Origin of the sequence: Humidesulfovibrio sp. (assembly GCF_030689645.1) — a bacterium.
Taxonomy (GTDB): domain Bacteria; phylum Desulfobacterota; class Desulfovibrionia; order Desulfovibrionales; family Desulfovibrionaceae; genus Humidesulfovibrio.
Map to the genome: position 1 here is coordinate 78,797 of NZ_JAUYFU010000020.1, position 15,700 is coordinate 94,496.

The following is a 15,700-nucleotide window of genomic DNA, read 5'->3' on the forward strand; positions in this document are numbered from 1 at the left end:
CCTACATGCCGATGCTTGGCACCATCATCGAGACCTATGACGAAACCCCGGACGTCAAGACCTTCCGCGTGGTTCTGAAGGACGAGGCCGCCATGGCCGCCTTCCGCTTCCAGCCGGGACAGGTGGCGCAACTGTCCGTGTTCGGCACTGGGGAAAGCACCTTCGTCATCTGTTCGCCGCCCACCCGCATGGACTATCTCCAGTTCAGCGTCATGCGCGTGGGCGAGCTGACACACCGCCTGCACACCCTGCGCGAGGGCGACCCCATCGGCATCCGCGGGCCGCTGGGCAACCATTTCCCTCACGCAGACATGAAGGGCAAGGACATCGTCTTCATCGGCGGCGGCCTGGGCCTGGCCCCCCTGCGCACCCTGCTGCTGTTCATGCTCGACAACCGCCAGGACTACGGGAACATCACCCTCGTCTACGGAGGGCGCACCCCGGAGCATTTATGCTTCAAGGACGAGCTGAAAGAGTGGGCCGAGCGCGGCGACATGCGCGTGGAGCTCACCGTGGACACCCCGGACAAGGGCTGGACCCAGCGCACCGGCGTGGTTCCAGCCGTGCTCACGGACCTTGCCGTAAGCCCGAAGAACGCCGTTGCCGTGACCTGCGGCCCGCCCATCATGATCCGCTTCACCATCCAGGCCCTGGAGAAACTGGGCTTCACGGACGAGCAGATCGTCACCACCCTGGAGCGGCGCATGAAGTGCGGCATAGGCCTGTGCGGCCGCTGCAACATCGGCGAAAAATTCGTGTGCGTGGACGGTCCGGTTTTCACGCAGGCCCAGTTAAAAAAACTCCCCCAGGAATTCTAACCCCCTGAAAAATAAACTGCGCCCAGCACCCAGGGGGCATTGACATCTTGCCTGAAAAGCGTATTTGGCAATCATAGGCTTTTTCCTTCAACCAATTTGGGGAGGACACGCCAATGGGTCAGTCATCTTCGTAACCGTCTGGGGAAGGCCAGCCGCCAACCAGCCCAGCCCGGCGCATTCGCGGCCCGGCAGGGAAGCTCCCAAAAAGACCCTTGCACAATGGCAAGACAAGTCTGGAGCGGCCCGGAACGAAAAAGACCACGGCGGCGCAAGGCCACACCGTTCCTGAAAGAGTTCACCAAGACGCCCCTTTCGGAGCTACAGGGGGCCGCCCGAGACAACCACCATGGCGCCAGGAACCAGGCGCATCTGCACAGGCAGAGGTGGACACGTAGGCATTAGAGGCCGAAAACCCCGTTGCCGGTCCATAAAGGCGCACAGAAGGCCAGGACCCGCACCGCAAGTCGACCAGGCTAGGCGAACCACGCCCCGGCGCTGCGACCGGAAACGGACAAACGTGGAAAAAGCGTCACAGGCGTCGGCCCCCGCAAGGGAGTGCCGAGAAGAGCATATAAGAAGTTCAAAAGGCCGCTTCGGGAAACCGGGGCGGCCTTCTTCTTTCTCGCGCGCCGGCAGACCGGACTTGTTGCGGGGCAACCGGTCCACGTTGACAATCCCCGCTAATGGCGTAGTGGGATTATAGCCCCCCTGCCTACAACCATTGCGGAGGAACGCCCCATGAAGAAATCACTCTCAACGCTCCTTTCCGCTGCCGGGCTGTGCGCCCTGCTGCTGCCTGTTGCCCTCATGGCCGCCGACATGACCAAAATGCAGACGGGCATGGGCCATGCTGCCGGAACCGGAATGTCCATGATGCAGGGAGCCGACGGCATGTCCCTGATGATGCACATCACCAAAACCGACCCGTACATGAAATGGGACCTGATGCCCGGCACCACAAGGATGCGCCAGGGCATGGAGCCCCACGGCGCCCTGCAGAACGTCTACGTGAACAAGCTGGCCCTGAAGGCCATCAAGGACAAGGCTGGCATGCTGCCCGACGGGGCCATCATCGTGAAGGAGAATTACGCGCCCGACGGCAAGCTCGGCGCCATCACGGTCATGAGCAAGAAGAAGGGCTACAACCCCGAGGCTGGCGACTACATGTGGCTCAAGTACGGGCCGGACATGAAGATTCAGGCCGAGGGCAAGGCCGCCCCCTGCATCAAGTGCCACACCAAGGCCAAGGACAACGATTACGTTATGCTCGCCCCCCTCAAGAAGTAACCGCTAGAGGACAGAATCAAAGGCCGCCTCGGACAAACCGGGGCGGCCTTATTCGTTGCATCAGACCACGCGCCTACTGGAAGCGAAAGAGCACGAATTCGGAAGCCTTCAGGCTGCCGTCCTTGTCCGCATCGGCCCTGACATAGTCAGCCCTGTGCTTGCGGGCGAAGTACTCGTCCAGGTCCTCGCGGCTCACATAGCCGTCGCCGCTCAGATCCAACTCCCTCGCCTTGATCGCTCCCTGGCCTTCAAAGCCCTTGACGCCTGCCTTTTTCAACTCCTCCGGGGTGAGGATGCCATCGCGGTTCAAGTCCACGTCTCCGACGCGGAAGGGCGTTGCATCCGCCCGCTGTTTCTTCGCATAGGCCAGAACCTCGTCCAGGGTCACGCGGCCATCGCTGTCGGTATCCACATGATGAAAGGCCGTTCCGCCTGTCTGCGCAGGGGGAATAATCTGGGCCTGGACCGGGACGGCGAAAAGGGCGCACAGAAGCGCGGCCAGGGTTGCCTTGAAAACGGATGGGGCATTGAGGCGCATGGGGGGTGGTCTCCGGTATTTGATGGTTAGAGGAAGCGCACGGGCGGGCGTTTGCGCTCCGGCAGGCGCTTGAAGCCGTACTTGGGGCGGCCAAGCATCAGCGCCCCGTAAATCTTATGGCTTTCCGGAATGCACAGGGCCGAGGCTATGGACTTGCGCCGCCCGGCTGCGTGGGTGAACAGTCCGGCCCAGCAGGTGCCAAGGCCTAATGCGTGGGCCGCCATTTCGAAATGGCAGAGGGCGATGACGCAGTTGCTGGTGTTGTCCATGCCGCCTTTGGGCGCGTGGGCCACCACAAGCTGCGGCGCGCCGCGCAGAATCAGGTCCGTGCCCTGGTCCCAGGCCGTGAGGTAGGGCATGAAATACGGCAAGCGGCGAAGGGATTTGGCCGTCAGGTCCACCAGAAGCACCATGAGGTCCGGATCTTCCACCACGATCCAGTTCACAGGCTGGGTGTTCACGCCCGAGGGCGCATAGCGCGCGGTGTCGATGCAGCGGCGCACCAGCTCGCGTTCCACGGGCTTGTCGCGGAAGCGCCGCACGCTGCGCCGGGAGCGCAGGAACTGTTCCGCAGCTTCGGGTGAAATGTTCAGCGTTTCATCGAGGGGAATCAGGTCCTGGGCATGCTTGCCCGCCAGGGAAAGCGCCCCGGTAGGGCACACTGCGACGCAGTGGCCGCAGAGGATGCAGCGCTCGGCGGCGTCCGCCGCCACCACGGGGAACTTGTCGGCCCCGCGTGTGAGCAGAAAGGCCGGGCACTCGCTGATGCACAGGCCGTCCTTGTTGCAGAGGGAAAGATCGATGTCGATATGGGCCATGGCGTCCTCCTTGCTCCCTCCCTTCTACATGCCTGCGATGATCCCCACAACTGTTCCGGTCATGAGCGAGGCCAGCACCCCGGCGATGAGGGCGCGCATGCTCATGGCCGTGATCTCGCCGCGGCGCTCCGGGCACAGGGTGCCAAGCCCGGCGATGAGTATCCCCATGCTGCCGAAATTGGCGAAGCTGCACATGGCGTAGGTGAGGATGAGCCGCGTGTGGGCGGAGAGCGCATCGGGCGGCAGGGCGGCCATGTCCATGAACGCCAGAAATTCATTCAGGATGATCTTGGTTCCGATGAGCGCGCCAGCCGTGTGGGCCTCGGCCCAGGGGACGCCGATGAGCCAGGCCACGGGCGAAAGCAGAACTCCCAGGCCTCGCTCCAGGGTCACGGGAGCGCCGGCGATGTCTGGGAACAAGCCCAGGCCCAGGTTCGCCAGTTTCACCACGGCCACGAACACGATGAGCATTGCCACGATGCTCCAGAAAAGCTGGAGGCCCTCCCAGGTGCCCTGGCACAGGGCGTCCACGCTGCCGGAAGCTCCCGACTTGGGCATCTCGCGTCCCAGGGTGGGGGCGTTGTCCTCGGGCAGCATCAGGGCGGCCACCAGAAGCGCCGCCGGGGCGTGGATGATGCTGGCCGTGAGGATGTGGCCGAGGGCGTCGGGCACCACAGGGGCAAGAACCGAGGCGTAGAGCATGAGCATGGTGCCCGCGATGCAGCTCAGACCTGTGGCCATGAGGGCGAACAGTTCGCTACGGGTCATGGTGGCGAGGTACGGGCGGATCAAAAGCGGCGACTCGATCATGCCGAGGAAAATGCAGCCCGCCGCGCCCACGCCAAGGGCTCCGCCAATGCCCATGGTCTTTTCGAGCAGAAGAGAAAACAGGCGCACCACCCGCTGCAGGATGCCCCAGTAGAAGAAAAGCGAGGAGAGCGCCGCGATGACTATGACCAGCGGCAGGGCCTGGAAGGCCAGACTGAAGCTGAGGGCCGGGTTGGCCGGGCTGAAGGGCGCAGGCCCGCCGCCCACAAAGCCGAAAACGAAGGCCGTGCCCGCGCGGGTTGCCGTCTCCGCAGCCTGCACAATGGAGTTCAGGCCCATGAACAGGGCCTTGAAGGCTGGCACCTTGAGCACCAGCCCCGCGATGACGAACTGCAGGCCCAGCCCGGCGGCGATCATGCGCCAGGGAACGTTGCGGCGATTCTCGCTCAAAAGCCAGGCGGCAAAGATAAGACAGAAAAGGCCCAAGGCGCTGTGGATCATGAACACTCCCGTACGCTGCGTAATGCGGCATACATGCGTGATTTTCCGCCGTTTGTGAAGAGGCGGACCCGCTCGCCGTTGACCCTTGGCCCTGGCGCAGGTATTCGTCGCCAAGGCGACACGCATGCGGCGAACGCCAAAGGAGCCCAAGTGACCAATACCGAACCCGGCCTGCTGCGCACGAGCCTGCGCTTCACTTGGCAATGCCTGGGCCAGATCAGCCTGTTGCGCGCCAGCGTGCTCTGGCCTGTCCTTGGCATCACCCTGTTGTGCGTCGGCTTGGCGGCCTTCGGCGTCACCCAGCACCTGGAAAACCCGAAACAGGCGGGGGTCTACTCGCCGCGCCTGTTCGCCTTCCTGTTTCTCCCGGCGGAGTTCCTCATCTACGACCTCATCCTGGGCAACCCGGAGCCGCGCCTCACCCTCAAAAGGCTCTGGCTGGACTGGCGCTTCGCCCGCTCCGCCTGGGCCTGGCTCAAGGCCGGGCTCGCCGTCGCCCTGCCGGGGGCCGCGCTGATGCTCGTGCTCATAGGCATCACGGTCGGGTTCTCCAAGGGCGCCAAGCCTTCCCTGCCGCAGGCGGGCGTGCTCGTGGCGGGCATTCTGGTCATCCTCAGCGCGACGGCGTACCTGCTTTTCCGGTTCTTCTACCTGAGCCTGGCCGTTGCCCGGCGCGAGCAAGAGCCCATGCGCACGGCCTTCCGCGAGACCAAAGGCCACTTGTGGCGAATCAGCTGGATGCTCTTCTGGCCTTACACGGCCATTCTGGGCGCAAGCATCGCCATGGAGCTTGTGGGGCCGCTCCTGGAACGCGAGATGGGGTTTGTGGGCCTCGCGCCCTGGTTCCTGCTGGACGCCTGCCTCACCGGATTTCTGTGCTGCCTGTCCGCTGCGGTGATGGCCTTCTCGTACCAGCGGCTGGGGCTTGAGGATTCGCCATCGTCCGGCCAGGATGCGGCGATGCCACAGCCCCCCCAGCACCCGTAAGGGGACGCTGGAGGCTGTAGCCGCTTTGTTTGGCGCGCGCCTGCGGAAATCTTTCGGCTGTCGGCACGTTCGTCTTGGCCGAAAAATATGCCAAGCCCAAAAAAGAGCGGGCCGCCCGGCGAGGGGTTCACCGGACGGCCCTTGGGGCATATATGGGGAAAGACGTTACTGCTTAGGCAACAAGAGTCTGTCCGTGTGAAATCTCCCTGCGCACGTCCTCAAGATCAATGACCACCGGGTCGATCATGCTGTGGCCGCCGCGTTCGCCCCAGGAATAGTCAGTGGCGAACTGGCCGTCGTACCGCACGTCATCCACGATGTAGAAGCCGTCCTCCTTGAGCAGGCGGTCCCAGCGGTGGACGAAGAACTCGAACTTGCTGGGGTCGAAGTCCGACACATTGGCCCAATGCCAGGTCAGGGAGCAGACCTCGTCATCATAGCCCATGAGGGCCAGGTAGCGCGCCTTGCTGTCCAGGTACATGCGGCGGCGCAGCAACACCGCAGCCTCCTTGATGGGCGCCGGGTCGAAGGAAATCTGTCGTCCGTCCGCCATTACCTCCACCATGGACTCGTCGCCGAGCTTCATGCCGCAGGTGCAGGTGTTGCCCTTGCGCCACCACTCCAGATACTTGCTCTTGTATATGCTGCGGCCCTCTTCGCGGATCTTCTGAGCGGTGGCCGAGGAGACGGGGTGAAGGGCCAGATCGCAGCAACGGCCGGAGATGGTCAGGTTGAGATCCATGTGCGTCCTCCAGAGTGTTGAGTGCCGACTTGAGGGGGCGTTCAGTTGCGCCCGGTATTTGCCTGGATAAAAGCAAGTCCTGGGCCAATCGCGTATCTGTTCGAATTTAAAGTGATTGTTTGCGCAGACGCGAAAAGCCATTTCCCGACGGACGAATTTTGCGTCCGCCCCTCTTGACCTGCGCCCCTGGCGGAGGCAGATTCGAAACCAAGAGGCAGGCTCCAGGCCTCCGGAGGAACCACAGTGCATCACCCCCTGGGCAAACCCTTCCCATGCACCTCGCTCTGTTCGTTCATCATGGATTCCGTGGCCGACGGAATCTTCACCGTGGACCGCGAGTGGAATATAATTTTCTTCAGCCAAAGCGCCTCGGACATCGTCGGAATGAGCGCGGAGGCCGCCGTGGGCCGCAAGTGCTGGGAGGTCTTCCGCACCGAGGGCTGCAACGAGCAGTGCGTGCTCAAGCAGTGCATCGCAGAGGACCGCAAGATCGTGGGCCGCGTCATGATTGTTGAGCGCGAGGACGGCACGCAAGTGGCGGTGAGCGTGAGCGCCGCGCCCCTCAAGGACCAGGCGGGCAACGTCATCGGCGGGGTGGAAAGCTTCCGCGACCTCTCCACGGCCCCAGGCAAGCGCAGCGTCGGCAAGCTGCCCAAGGGCTTCTATTCCCGCGATCCGGGCATGGCGGAGATCCTGCGCATTCTGCCTCAGGTGGCGGAAAGCGAGGCCACAGTGCTGCTCCTGGGAGAATCCGGCACGGGCAAGGAATTCTTCGCCCGCGCCATCCACGACCTTTCCCCGCGCCACAAGGGGCCCTTTGTGGCCGTGAACTGCGGCGCCCTGCCCGAGCATCTCATGGAGTCGGAGCTCTTCGGCTACAAGGCCGGAGCCTTCACCGACGCCCGGCGCGACAAGCCGGGCCGCTTCCAACTGGCCGATGGCGGCACCATCCTCCTCGACGAGATAGGCGATCTGCCCCTGCCCCTGCAGGCCAAGATCCTGCGTGTGCTGCAGGAGCGCGTGTTCGAGCCCCTGGGCGGAGTCACGGGCGTAGCGGCGGACGTGCGGGTCATTGCCGCCACCAACCGCGACCTGGAGCGCATGGTGACAGAAGGCGGCTTCCGCCAAGACCTATATTTCCGCCTCAACGTGGTGCGCATGACCCTGCCCCCGCTGCGCGAACGTCGGGGCGACATTCCCCCCCTGGTGGACGCCTCCCTCAAGCGCCGCAGCCTCACCGGCGGCAAAGACATTGAGGGGCTCTCGCAGGAGGCCATGCGCCTGCTCATGGCGCACCCCTTTCCGGGCAACATCCGCGAATTGGAAAACATCCTGGAATACGCCTGCATCCTCTGCCCCGGCGGACTCATTCAGGTGGAGCATCTGCCTGCGGACGTGCGCACCTGCGAGCATCCCGGCCCGCGACCGGCAGGATCCACCGCTCCCATGACCATGGAGGAGATCCGCCACCAGGCCGCAGTGGAGGCCGTGGAGCGCAACGGCGGCAACAGGAACGCCGCCTGCCGCGAACTGGGCATATCCAAGGACACACTGCGGCGCATCCTCAACCGGGCCGAGGACAATCCGCTGGACGTATCTAATCAGGTCTGGACCTAGGGAAAGCGGGAAGGGGAAACGGACGCAGATTTCGTCCGCCCGGGGGCAAAAAACGCATAATTCGTCCGTGGGTGAAAACCGTCAGCCGGGCGACAGCGCTCTTTCGAAACAATTCCAAAAAAATCTGTCAGGGCAAGGGCGCGGCGGCAAGCGGCATCCGCCAGCCGGAGCCGAAACTGCGCCAGGCCACCTTGATGCCGGGCGCGGCCTGCCTGCGCTTGAACTCGGCCCCCTTCACCAGGGCGCACACGCGGGCCACGGTGGCCGCGTCGAATCCGGCGGCCATGATCTCGGCTGCGGTCTTGTCCTTCTCCACGTGCAGGGCCAGGATGGCGTCCAGCACCTCGTAGGGCGGCAGGGAGTCCTGGTCCTTCTGGCCGGGCTTCAGCTCCGCCGACGGGGCCTTGTCCATGATGGCCTGGGGAATGGCACGACCTTTAAGCGCGTTGATGTGCCGGGCCAAGGCGTAGACCTGGGTCTTGGGCAGGTCGCTGATGACCGCGAACCCGCCGCTCATGTCGCCATAGATGGTGCAGTAGCCCACGGCCAGCTCGCTCTTGTTGCCTGTGGTCAAAAGCAGCGCGCCCGTCTTGTTGGAAAGGGCCATGAGCAGGTTGCCCCGGATGCGCGACTGGATGTTCTCTTCCGTGGTGTCCTGCGGCAGGCCAGCAAAACTCTCGGCCAGGGCTGTGTTAAAGGCTTGCATCAACGGTGCGATGGGGATGGTGCGGGTTTCCATGCCCAGGTTCCGCGCCAGCTCCAGGGAGTCGTCCACGCTGCCCCGGCTTGACCAGGGCGAGGGCATGAGCACGCCCAGAACATTTTGCGGCCCGATGGCTTCCGCAGCCACAGCAGCAACCACTGCGGAATCGATGCCGCCGGAAAGGCCCAAAAGCGCCTTCTTGAACCCGCACTTGGAAAGATAGTCCCGCGTTCCCAGCACCAGCGCCCGCCAGGTCTCAGCCGGGGCCGAAAGGTCGTCTGTTGGCAAAACCTGGGGCCTGGCGCCGGAAAGATCCGCCACCAGCACGTCTTCCTCAAACCCGGCGGCTCGCGCCAGCAGAGTCCCATCAGGACCGAAGAGGGCGCTGCGGCCGTCGAACACCAGCTCGTCGTTGCCGCCCGCCTGGTTGCAATAGGCCAGGGGAAGGCCGTGTTTTTTGGCGATGGACGAGAGCATGTCCTGGCGCACGGACTGTTTGCGCAGGCTGAAGGGTGAGGCGGAAAGATTGATGAGCGCCGAGGCGCCGGCGGCCACGGCTGCCTCCACGGGATCCACAGGGTACAGGCGGTGGGGCCAGTAGTCCTTGTCGTTCCAGAGGTCCTCGCAAATGGTCACCGCCAGCCTCATGCCCCGGTATTCCACCACGCCCGCCCCGTTCGAGGCGTCCCCGGACTCGAAATAGCGCGCCTCGTCGAACACGTCGTAGGTAGGCAGCAAGGACTTGCGCACGCTCAAGCGCACGGTTCCGTCCTCGCACCACAGGGCCGCGTTGTAGAGCCCCTTGCCCAGGCCCGAGGCGTTGACCTCCGGGCAGCCCAGCACCAGGGCCGGGCCAGCGGGATGCCTGGCGTGCAGGCGCGCTGCCAGGGCCTCGGCCTCGGCGCGGGCGGCGCACGCAAAGCCAGCATACAGCAGCATGTCGCGGGGGGGGTAGCCGGTAAGGGCCAGTTCCGGGGTGATGCACAACTCGGCTCCGAGAGCCACGGCGCGGTCAAAGGCCGCCTCCACGCGCGCGGCGTTGCCGCGCAGGTCGCCCACCTTGGGGTTCAGCTGGAGCAGGCCGATGCGCACGAAATCTCCTTGCGGACTACTGGCAGGAGCCCGGCGCGGCGGAGTCCGGGCTGCGGCTGGTGACGATCTCGCGCACCTTGTAAGGCGTGGCCCCGGAAACAGCGTCGTGGGTGTTCACCAGCACCTCCAGGATCAGGCCGGTGCTCATGAAGCCCAGGGACGAAAGGTAGAGCAGCACGGATCCGAGGAACGGCGGACGCGTGCCCATATGCTCGCCGAAAACGAATTTGTCGAAGAACATCCAGCACATGAGCAGGCTGGCCGTCATGAACAGCCACAGGCTGATGCGGCCAAAGAGATACACGGGCCGCTGCTTGTAGGAGTTCTGAAACCACAGAAGCACGATGTCGAACAAGACGTCCACGCTGCGGCCAATGCCGTAGTGGCTCTTGCCGGCAAAGCGCGGGGGCGCGCTGGTGGGCACCTCGCATACGGCGCCGCCCTGGCCGTAGACCAGGGCCGGAATGAGCCGGTGCTGGCCCTCACGCAGCTTGAGCCCGCGGGCTACCTCGCCTTTGATTGCCGACAGGCCGCCCATGTCGTGGATGTCGCATTTGCTGGTGGCGCGCATGAGATAGTTGGCGACGAGGCTGGGAATGCGGCGCAGCATAAGGGATTCCTGGCGGCGCTGGCGCATGCCCTTCACCAGGTCGTATCCCTCGCGGATCTTTTCGATGAGGCTCGGAACTTCCTCGGGCGGGTGCTGCAGATCGCCGTCCATGATGACCACGTAGCGGCCGCAGGAGTGCTGGATGCCGGCATAGATGGCCGTGCACTGGCCCCGGTTGCGCGCCAGAAACACGCCCACCAGGTTCGGGTCCGTGGCGGAGAGCTCGCGGATGATCTCCGGCGTCTTGTCCGTGCTGCCGTCGTTCACCAGAATGATCTCGTGGCTGACGCCCATGCCGACAAGGACGGCGCTCATGCGGCGATGAAACTCGCGCACGCAGAGTTCCTCGTTGTGCATGGGGGTGACGATGCTCACCTCCACGGGAAATTCGCCCGGGGCGTTGGTAGCGGCAGATGCGTGCATTGGTGTTCCTTGGTTCTCTGGAAATTTCCGGCCCGGTTCAGGGCCGCGGGGTCCGGGTGGATGGATCGAGCTGGCCGTAGTGGACCAGCAGGGCGCCGGCTTCCTTGAGCACGCCCCCCCAGCCCTTGGCGGCCAGGGCGTCGCGCTCGGCCACCCACTGCCCGGCGATGCGCATGGGGCCGTATTCCGGCGGCAGAGGACCGTCCGTGTCAACCGGAGCGCCAGGGTGGCACACCACCTCCAGCACATCGGGGCGCACCCGCTTCATATACTCGGCGAGGCGGCTCGGCAACAACTCCGCGCCCTGGTCGGCCACGCCGAACACGCTGTGGGGATGGGCCACGCCCGCCGCGCCAGGCAGTTGATGCAGCAGGGCGAAGGTGGTCAAAATGCGCGCGCGCAGAGCGCCCTTGTCAAAGCGCGCAAGCTCCACACGCTCCACGGGTCTGCGCACCCAGCCGATGCCGAAGCGCGCGGCCACGCGGCTGGCGGCCTCGAAAAGCCCTGGCCAGACATGGATGTGCTTTTCCGAGTCCAGGTGCGTTGGCGCGACGCCTAGCTCAAAGGCCCGCTCCACCTGGCGGGTCCACTCGCGCTCCACGTCCGTGATGCTGAAGGCGCGGGAAAGATAGCGTTTGAAGAGTGCGGTGTAGTCGCCCAGAAACAGGCCGTCTGCGCGAACAAGGCCGGGGATTTCTCGCGCCGGGCTTTCGGGCCTGCCGCGCAGAATGTTCAGGTGCACTCCCACGCCGATGGGGCCGGAAAGCCGGGCCGCGGCCTTGGCGTCCGGGCCGTTCACCAAAAGCGTGGACGAGGTGACGCGGGAGAGCCCGGCAAGGTCCTCCACAGCTCGCCGCACCGCAGGGTGCAGCCCAAGATCATCCACATTCACCACGACAAACATAGGGGTATGGTACCCCCTGGCGGCCCGAAGGTAAAGCAGCCCCCGCCAGGATCCGTGCCGAATTTCCTTCGGAGCCTGACGGACAGAGGCTTTACGGCATTTTTCTCTGGCAAACTCTTGCGCCCTGGGATAGAAGCAAACAAATTAGAGATCACACCGCAGGGACAGCCTTGCCCCAGCGGAGAACAGGAGGAATCGCATGCTCATCGAGAACTGGATGACCAAAGAGGTCATCACCGGCACGCCGGAAATGTCCATGATGAAGGCGTCCAAGATCATGAAGGAGAAGGGCGTCGGCCGGCTGCCCATCGTCGACGAAGCCGGGGTGCTCATGGGCTTGGTGTCCGACCGCGACATCAAGGAAGCCTCGCCTTCCAAGGCCACCACCCTCGACATGCATGAGCTTTACTACCTGCTCTCCGAGGTGAAGCTCAAGGACATCATGACCAAGAAGGTCGTGACCATCAAAAAGGGCGAAACCGTCGAGCGCGCCGCCCAGCTCATGCTTGAAAGCAACATCGGCGGCATGCCGGTGGTGGACGACCAGAACAAGGTCGTGGGCATGGTGACGGACTCCGACATCTTCAAGGTGCTGGTGCGCATCACCGGCGTCATGGAAGGCGGAGTGCAGATTGGCGTTCGGCTGCCCAACGAGCCGGGCGGCCTTGTGCCAGTGCTTGATTTTCTGAAGGACAACGGGGCGCGGCTCATGAGCCTGCTCACGTCCTGCGAGCCCGCCGATGTGGGCATGCGCGACGTGTTCCTGCGCATCCGCGACATGGACAAGACGGCCATGAACGCGCTCAAGGCCGAGATGCACAAGAAGTTCGAAGTGGTTTACTGGGTCTAACCCCGGTAAGGATTTCGGGACAGGGGGTTTACCCTTGGGGCCGGGGGGTGCAGCTCCCGGCCTTTTTTTGTTTTTGGGGCGGTGTCTGTTACTCCGCCATCAGCCCATAGCCCTTCAGCTTGCGGTACAGCGAGCTGCGGTCCAGGCCCACGGCCTCGGCCAACTTGCTCACGTTGCCGCTGAACTCGCGCAGCTTGGCCTCCAGGAACTTGGCCTCAAAGGCCGCGCGGGCCTCCTTCAGGTCCAGCGGCCCGGCTGGAAAGCTGTCGGGCATGAGCCCATCGGCCAGATCGTCGTCGTCGTCCGACACGGAAACCGAGGGCGCGGAAGCGCTGGAGGTCAAGGTGGGCGCTAGCGCGGACGCCTGTGCTGCACAGTGCGGGAGCGCTCCGCCATCCGAGGCGGAAATCCGGCACTGGGTCAGGATCTCCGGCGGCAGCTTGTCGGCGGTGACGGGTCGGCCATTCATGATGATGAGCATGCGCTCCACGAAATTTTTCAATTCGCGCACGTTGCCCGGCCAGGGGTAGCTGGCCAGCAGCTCCAGGGTCTGCGGACCGAAGAGCGCGCGTTTGCACCCGCCCCGGCGCACCAGTTGGTCCACAAAGTCCTCGATGAGCAGCGGAATGTCGCTGGCGCGCTCTCGCAGGGGCGGCACGGTGAGCGGAAACACCTTGAGCCGATAGTACAAGTCCTCGCGGAAATTGCCCGCGCGGATCTCCGCTGCCAGATCCTTGTTGGTGGCGGCGATGACCCGAACATCCACGGTGATGGTCTTGCGCCCCCCAACGTGCTCGAAGCGCTGCTCCTGCAGGATGCGCAGAATCTTCGCCTGGGTCTTGAGGCTCATGTCGCCGATCTCGTCGAGAAACAGCGTGCCCTTGTGGGCAAGCTCGAACTTGCCGATCTGGGCCTTGTCCGCGCCGGTGAAGGCGCCTTTCTCGTGACCGAACAATTCGCTCTCGATGAGTTCTTCCGGGATGGCGGCGCAGTTGACGGCCACCAAGGGCTGGCTGGCGCGGCGGCTTTGGGCGTGCAGCAGCCGCGCGGCGATCTCCTTGCCCGTGCCGTTCTCGCCGGTGATGAGCACCCAGGCGTCGGTGGGGGCCACCTGGCCGATCATTCCCTTCAGCTCGCGGATCGCCGGGCTTTCGCCCGTGAGGGTGACCTTCTGGTCGCCCAGGGACTGCCGCAAGGCCAGATTCTCCTGCTTCAAGAGCGAGAACTCCAAGGCCTTGCTGGCGGTCAGCAGCACCTTTTCCAGCGAAAGCGGCTTTTCGATGAAGTCAAAGGCCCCGTTCTTGAGGGCCGTCACCGCAGTCTCAATGGTTCCATGTCCAGAAATCATGATCACGGGCAAATCGGGCCGCTCTTCCTTGATGCGAGCCAGCACGGACAAACCGTCCTGTCCGGGCAGCCAGATGTCCAGGAACACCAGGTCAACGGCCTCGCCGGACTCAAGGTGCTCAAGCCCGGCCTCGCCGCTTTCGGCCTCGGCCACGGCAAAACCCTCGTCCTCCAAAATGCCCTTGAGGGAAAAGCGGATGCCGGACTCATCGTCCACCACCAGCACGCGTCCAGGCGCGGTCATGCGATCTCCTCTGCTGTCGTATCTGCGGTCGCCGCCACGCCCTGGCCGACCTCCTCAAAAAGATAGCCATCATCAACCAGGGCCAAGCAGGCGTCGACGGCCTCGGCGTCATACAGGGTCCCCCGCCCGGCGCGGATCTCATCCAGCGCCGATGGCAACCCAAGAGCCGCGCGGTAAGGCCGGTGCGAACTCATGGCCTCCACGACGTCTGCCACAGCCAGGATGCGCGCCTCCAGGCAGATGTCCTGGCCCTTGAGGCCGCCGGGATAGCCGGAGCCGTCCAGGCGTTCGTGGTGCTCAAGCACGACGCGGGCCACGGGCCAGGGAAACTTCACCTCGTGCAGGATCTCGAAGCCCACCTCAGGATGGGAGCGCATAAGAGCCATCTCCAGGTGCGACAGTTTCGCCGGCTTGGAGAGAATCTCTGCAGGCACATAGACCTTGCCCACGTCGTGCAGGGTGCCTGCCATCTCCAGCCCTTCCAGGGCGTCCTCGGAAAAGCCCATGCTGCGGCCAATGGCGCAGGCCAGCCGGGCCACGCGCTGCTGGTGCCCCGCAGTGTATGGGTCGCGCTTTTCGGCCATGCTTGCCAGGGCCCGCACGGTTTGGCGAAAGGTGGCCCGCAGTTCGGCAATGCTGGTGCGCAGATCAGCCTCGGCCCGTTTGCGCAGGGCCATGTTGCGAATCACCAGCACGCGGCCCTGCAGCCCTGCGCGGCCATTGCCGCGGCCCGGCGCATAGAGCGGCGACACGGACAGGGCCACCGGCACGTCCTCTCCGTCCAGAGTCACCAGGACCATATCTTCGCACAGGGGGGGGCCGCCTTGCGGCACGCACAGCTCCTCAAGATTCTCAACCGGCTCACCGGTGATCCCGTCCTGAATGCTGAACAGCCTGCGCCAGTCCTGGCCCACGGCCTCGGCCACATGCAGGCCAAGCAACTGCCCGCCAGAGGCGTTCATATAGGTGACGTGGCCGTTTCTGTCCGTGGAAAGCACGGTCTCGGACAGGCTCCCAAGGGTGGTGGACAGCAGGTGTTCGCTCTGCTTGAGCCGCGCTTCGGCCTCGAACTTCACCAAGGCCATCTCAATGCCCACAGAGAGCTCATGGTCCTCGAACGGTTTTGTCAGAAAGCCTGCGGGCGCGGTTTCCTTGGCGCGCTCAAGAGTGGACTCATCGCTTGCGGCAGTGAGGTATATAACCGGAAGGCAGTGGCGCTGCATCAGTTCGCGAGCTGTGTCGATGCCGTCCAGGGGGCCGGACAGCAACACGTCCATGAGCACCAGGTCCGGGTTGCAGGACTCGGTCAGCCGCAGGGCCTCGGCTCCGCTGGACGCGCGCCCGACAACCTCGAAGCCCAGGCGCGAGAGCCGGGCCTGGATGTCCAGGGCGACGATGGCCTCATCCTCGACCACAAGTATTCTGCCTTTGCTCATGTTCGCCTCCGCCAC

Annotated in this window: 14 protein-coding genes; 5 read left to right on the plus strand and 9 right to left on the minus strand. The window is 64.3% G+C overall.

Annotation, left to right across the window (positions count from 1 at the left end; all coding sequences use genetic code 11):
* The first annotated feature begins 5 nt into the window (after positions 1 to 5).
* Positions 6 to 818, plus strand: coding sequence for an FAD/NAD(P)-binding protein (locus Q8O35_RS02850; RefSeq protein WP_305570512.1), 813 nt, complete (start codon positions 6 to 8; stop codon positions 816 to 818).
* A gap of 738 nt (positions 819 to 1,556) precedes the next feature.
* Entirely contained in the window at positions 1,557 to 2,105 is a 549-nt protein-coding gene (locus Q8O35_RS02855; protein WP_305570382.1) for a cytochrome P460 family protein, read from the plus strand.
* A 73-nt stretch (positions 2,106 to 2,178) separates the two neighbouring features.
* Here Q8O35_RS02855 and Q8O35_RS02860 read toward each other — a convergent pair whose 3' ends face one another.
* Genes Q8O35_RS02860 through Q8O35_RS02870 form a run of 3 tightly spaced genes read right to left on the minus strand, consistent with a single transcriptional unit; the run spans position 2,179 to position 4,730 of the window.
* A complete protein-coding gene (locus Q8O35_RS02860; RefSeq protein ID WP_305570384.1) occupies positions 2,179 to 2,643 on the minus strand; it encodes an EF-hand domain-containing protein in 465 nt (154 codons plus the stop codon).
* Positions 2,644 to 2,669: 26 nt separating this feature from the next.
* On the minus strand, positions 2,670 to 3,461 hold the full coding sequence (locus tag Q8O35_RS02865) for a nitroreductase family protein (protein ID WP_305570387.1): 792 nt from the start codon (positions 3,459 to 3,461) through the stop codon (positions 2,670 to 2,672).
* 24 nt (positions 3,462 to 3,485) lie between these two features.
* Positions 3,486 to 4,730 carry a NupC/NupG family nucleoside CNT transporter gene (locus Q8O35_RS02870; protein ID WP_305570389.1) on the minus strand — a complete coding sequence of 415 codons (1,245 nt, stop codon included), beginning with the start codon at positions 4,728 to 4,730 and terminating at the stop codon, positions 3,486 to 3,488.
* A gap of 150 nt (positions 4,731 to 4,880) precedes the next feature.
* Here Q8O35_RS02870 and Q8O35_RS02875 point away from each other — a divergent pair, with 150 nt between their 5' ends.
* Positions 4,881 to 5,717, plus strand: coding sequence for a hypothetical protein (locus Q8O35_RS02875; protein WP_305570391.1), 837 nt, complete (start codon positions 4,881 to 4,883; stop codon positions 5,715 to 5,717).
* Positions 5,718 to 5,889: 172 nt separating this feature from the next.
* Here the strand turns inward: Q8O35_RS02875 and Q8O35_RS02880 are convergent, their stop codons facing one another.
* Complete coding sequence (locus tag Q8O35_RS02880; protein ID WP_305570393.1) at positions 5,890 to 6,459, minus strand: hypothetical protein; 570 nt, start codon at positions 6,457 to 6,459, stop codon at positions 5,890 to 5,892.
* 243 nt (positions 6,460 to 6,702) lie between these two features.
* Between Q8O35_RS02880 and Q8O35_RS02885 the strand changes: the two genes are divergently transcribed.
* A complete protein-coding gene (locus tag Q8O35_RS02885; RefSeq protein WP_371133084.1) occupies positions 6,703 to 8,076 on the plus strand; it encodes a sigma-54 interaction domain-containing protein in 1,374 nt (457 codons plus the stop codon).
* A 127-nt stretch (positions 8,077 to 8,203) separates the two neighbouring features.
* On the opposite strand, the gene Q8O35_RS02890 is transcribed toward Q8O35_RS02885, so the two are convergent.
* Genes Q8O35_RS02890 through Q8O35_RS02900 form a run of 3 tightly spaced genes read right to left on the minus strand, consistent with a single transcriptional unit; the run spans position 8,204 to position 11,808 of the window.
* Positions 8,204 to 9,871 (minus strand): NAD+ synthase, encoded by a 1,668-nt coding sequence (locus Q8O35_RS02890; protein WP_305570395.1) that lies wholly within the window; start codon positions 9,869 to 9,871, stop codon positions 8,204 to 8,206.
* Between the two features lie 16 nt (positions 9,872 to 9,887).
* A complete protein-coding gene (locus tag Q8O35_RS02895) occupies positions 9,888 to 10,904 on the minus strand; it encodes a glycosyltransferase family 2 protein (protein WP_305570397.1) in 1,017 nt (338 codons plus the stop codon).
* Positions 10,905 to 10,941: 37 nt separating this feature from the next.
* Positions 10,942 to 11,808, minus strand: a complete 867-nt coding sequence (locus tag Q8O35_RS02900) for a ChbG/HpnK family deacetylase (RefSeq protein WP_305570399.1) — start codon at positions 11,806 to 11,808, stop codon at positions 10,942 to 10,944.
* 199 nt (positions 11,809 to 12,007) lie between these two features.
* On the opposite strand from Q8O35_RS02900, the gene Q8O35_RS02905 reads away from it, so the two are divergent.
* A complete protein-coding gene (locus Q8O35_RS02905; RefSeq protein WP_305570401.1) occupies positions 12,008 to 12,658 on the plus strand; it encodes a CBS and ACT domain-containing protein in 651 nt (216 codons plus the stop codon).
* Positions 12,659 to 12,746: 88 nt separating this feature from the next.
* Here Q8O35_RS02905 and Q8O35_RS02910 read toward each other — a convergent pair whose 3' ends face one another.
* Both Q8O35_RS02910 and Q8O35_RS02915 read right to left on the minus strand, forming a co-directional pair.
* Entirely contained in the window at positions 12,747 to 14,249 is a 1,503-nt protein-coding gene (locus Q8O35_RS02910; RefSeq protein WP_305570403.1) for a sigma-54 dependent transcriptional regulator, read from the minus strand.
* Positions 14,246 to 15,685: an HD domain-containing phosphohydrolase gene (locus Q8O35_RS02915; protein ID WP_305570405.1), complete on the minus strand. Its 1,440-nt coding sequence runs from the start codon at positions 15,683 to 15,685 to the stop codon at positions 14,246 to 14,248. Before Q8O35_RS02915 ends, Q8O35_RS02910 begins: the two co-directional genes overlap by 4 nt.
* Positions 15,686 to 15,700: the final 15 nt, after the last annotated feature.

Bases quoted from the DNA above. Each gene is read 5' to 3' on its own strand.
- Q8O35_RS02865 (WP_305570387.1), bottom strand. From the start codon at position 3,461: ATGGCCCATATCGACATCGATCTTTCCCTCTGCAACAAGGACGGCCTG.
- Q8O35_RS02870 (WP_305570389.1), bottom strand. From the start codon at position 4,730: ATGATCCACAGCGCCTTGGGCCTTTTCTGTCTTATCTTTGCCGCCTGG.
- Q8O35_RS02880 (WP_305570393.1), bottom strand. From the start codon at position 6,459: ATGGATCTCAACCTGACCATCTCCGGCCGTTGCTGCGATCTGGCCCTT.
- Q8O35_RS02905 (WP_305570401.1), top strand. From the start codon at position 12,008: ATGCTCATCGAGAACTGGATGACCAAAGAGGTCATCACCGGCACGCCG.
- Q8O35_RS02900 (WP_305570399.1), bottom strand. From the start codon at position 11,808: ATGTTTGTCGTGGTGAATGTGGATGATCTTGGGCTGCACCCTGCGGTG.
- Q8O35_RS02895 (WP_305570397.1), bottom strand. From the start codon at position 10,904: ATGCACGCATCTGCCGCTACCAACGCCCCGGGCGAATTTCCCGTGGAG.
- Q8O35_RS02855 (WP_305570382.1), top strand. From the start codon at position 1,557: ATGAAGAAATCACTCTCAACGCTCCTTTCCGCTGCCGGGCTGTGCGCC.
- Q8O35_RS02860 (WP_305570384.1), bottom strand. From the start codon at position 2,643: ATGCGCCTCAATGCCCCATCCGTTTTCAAGGCAACCCTGGCCGCGCTT.
- Q8O35_RS02850 (WP_305570512.1), top strand. From the start codon at position 6: ATGCCGATGCTTGGCACCATCATCGAGACCTATGACGAAACCCCGGAC.
- Q8O35_RS02915 (WP_305570405.1), bottom strand. From the start codon at position 15,685: ATGAGCAAAGGCAGAATACTTGTGGTCGAGGATGAGGCCATCGTCGCC.
- Q8O35_RS02910 (WP_305570403.1), bottom strand. From the start codon at position 14,249: ATGACCGCGCCTGGACGCGTGCTGGTGGTGGACGATGAGTCCGGCATC.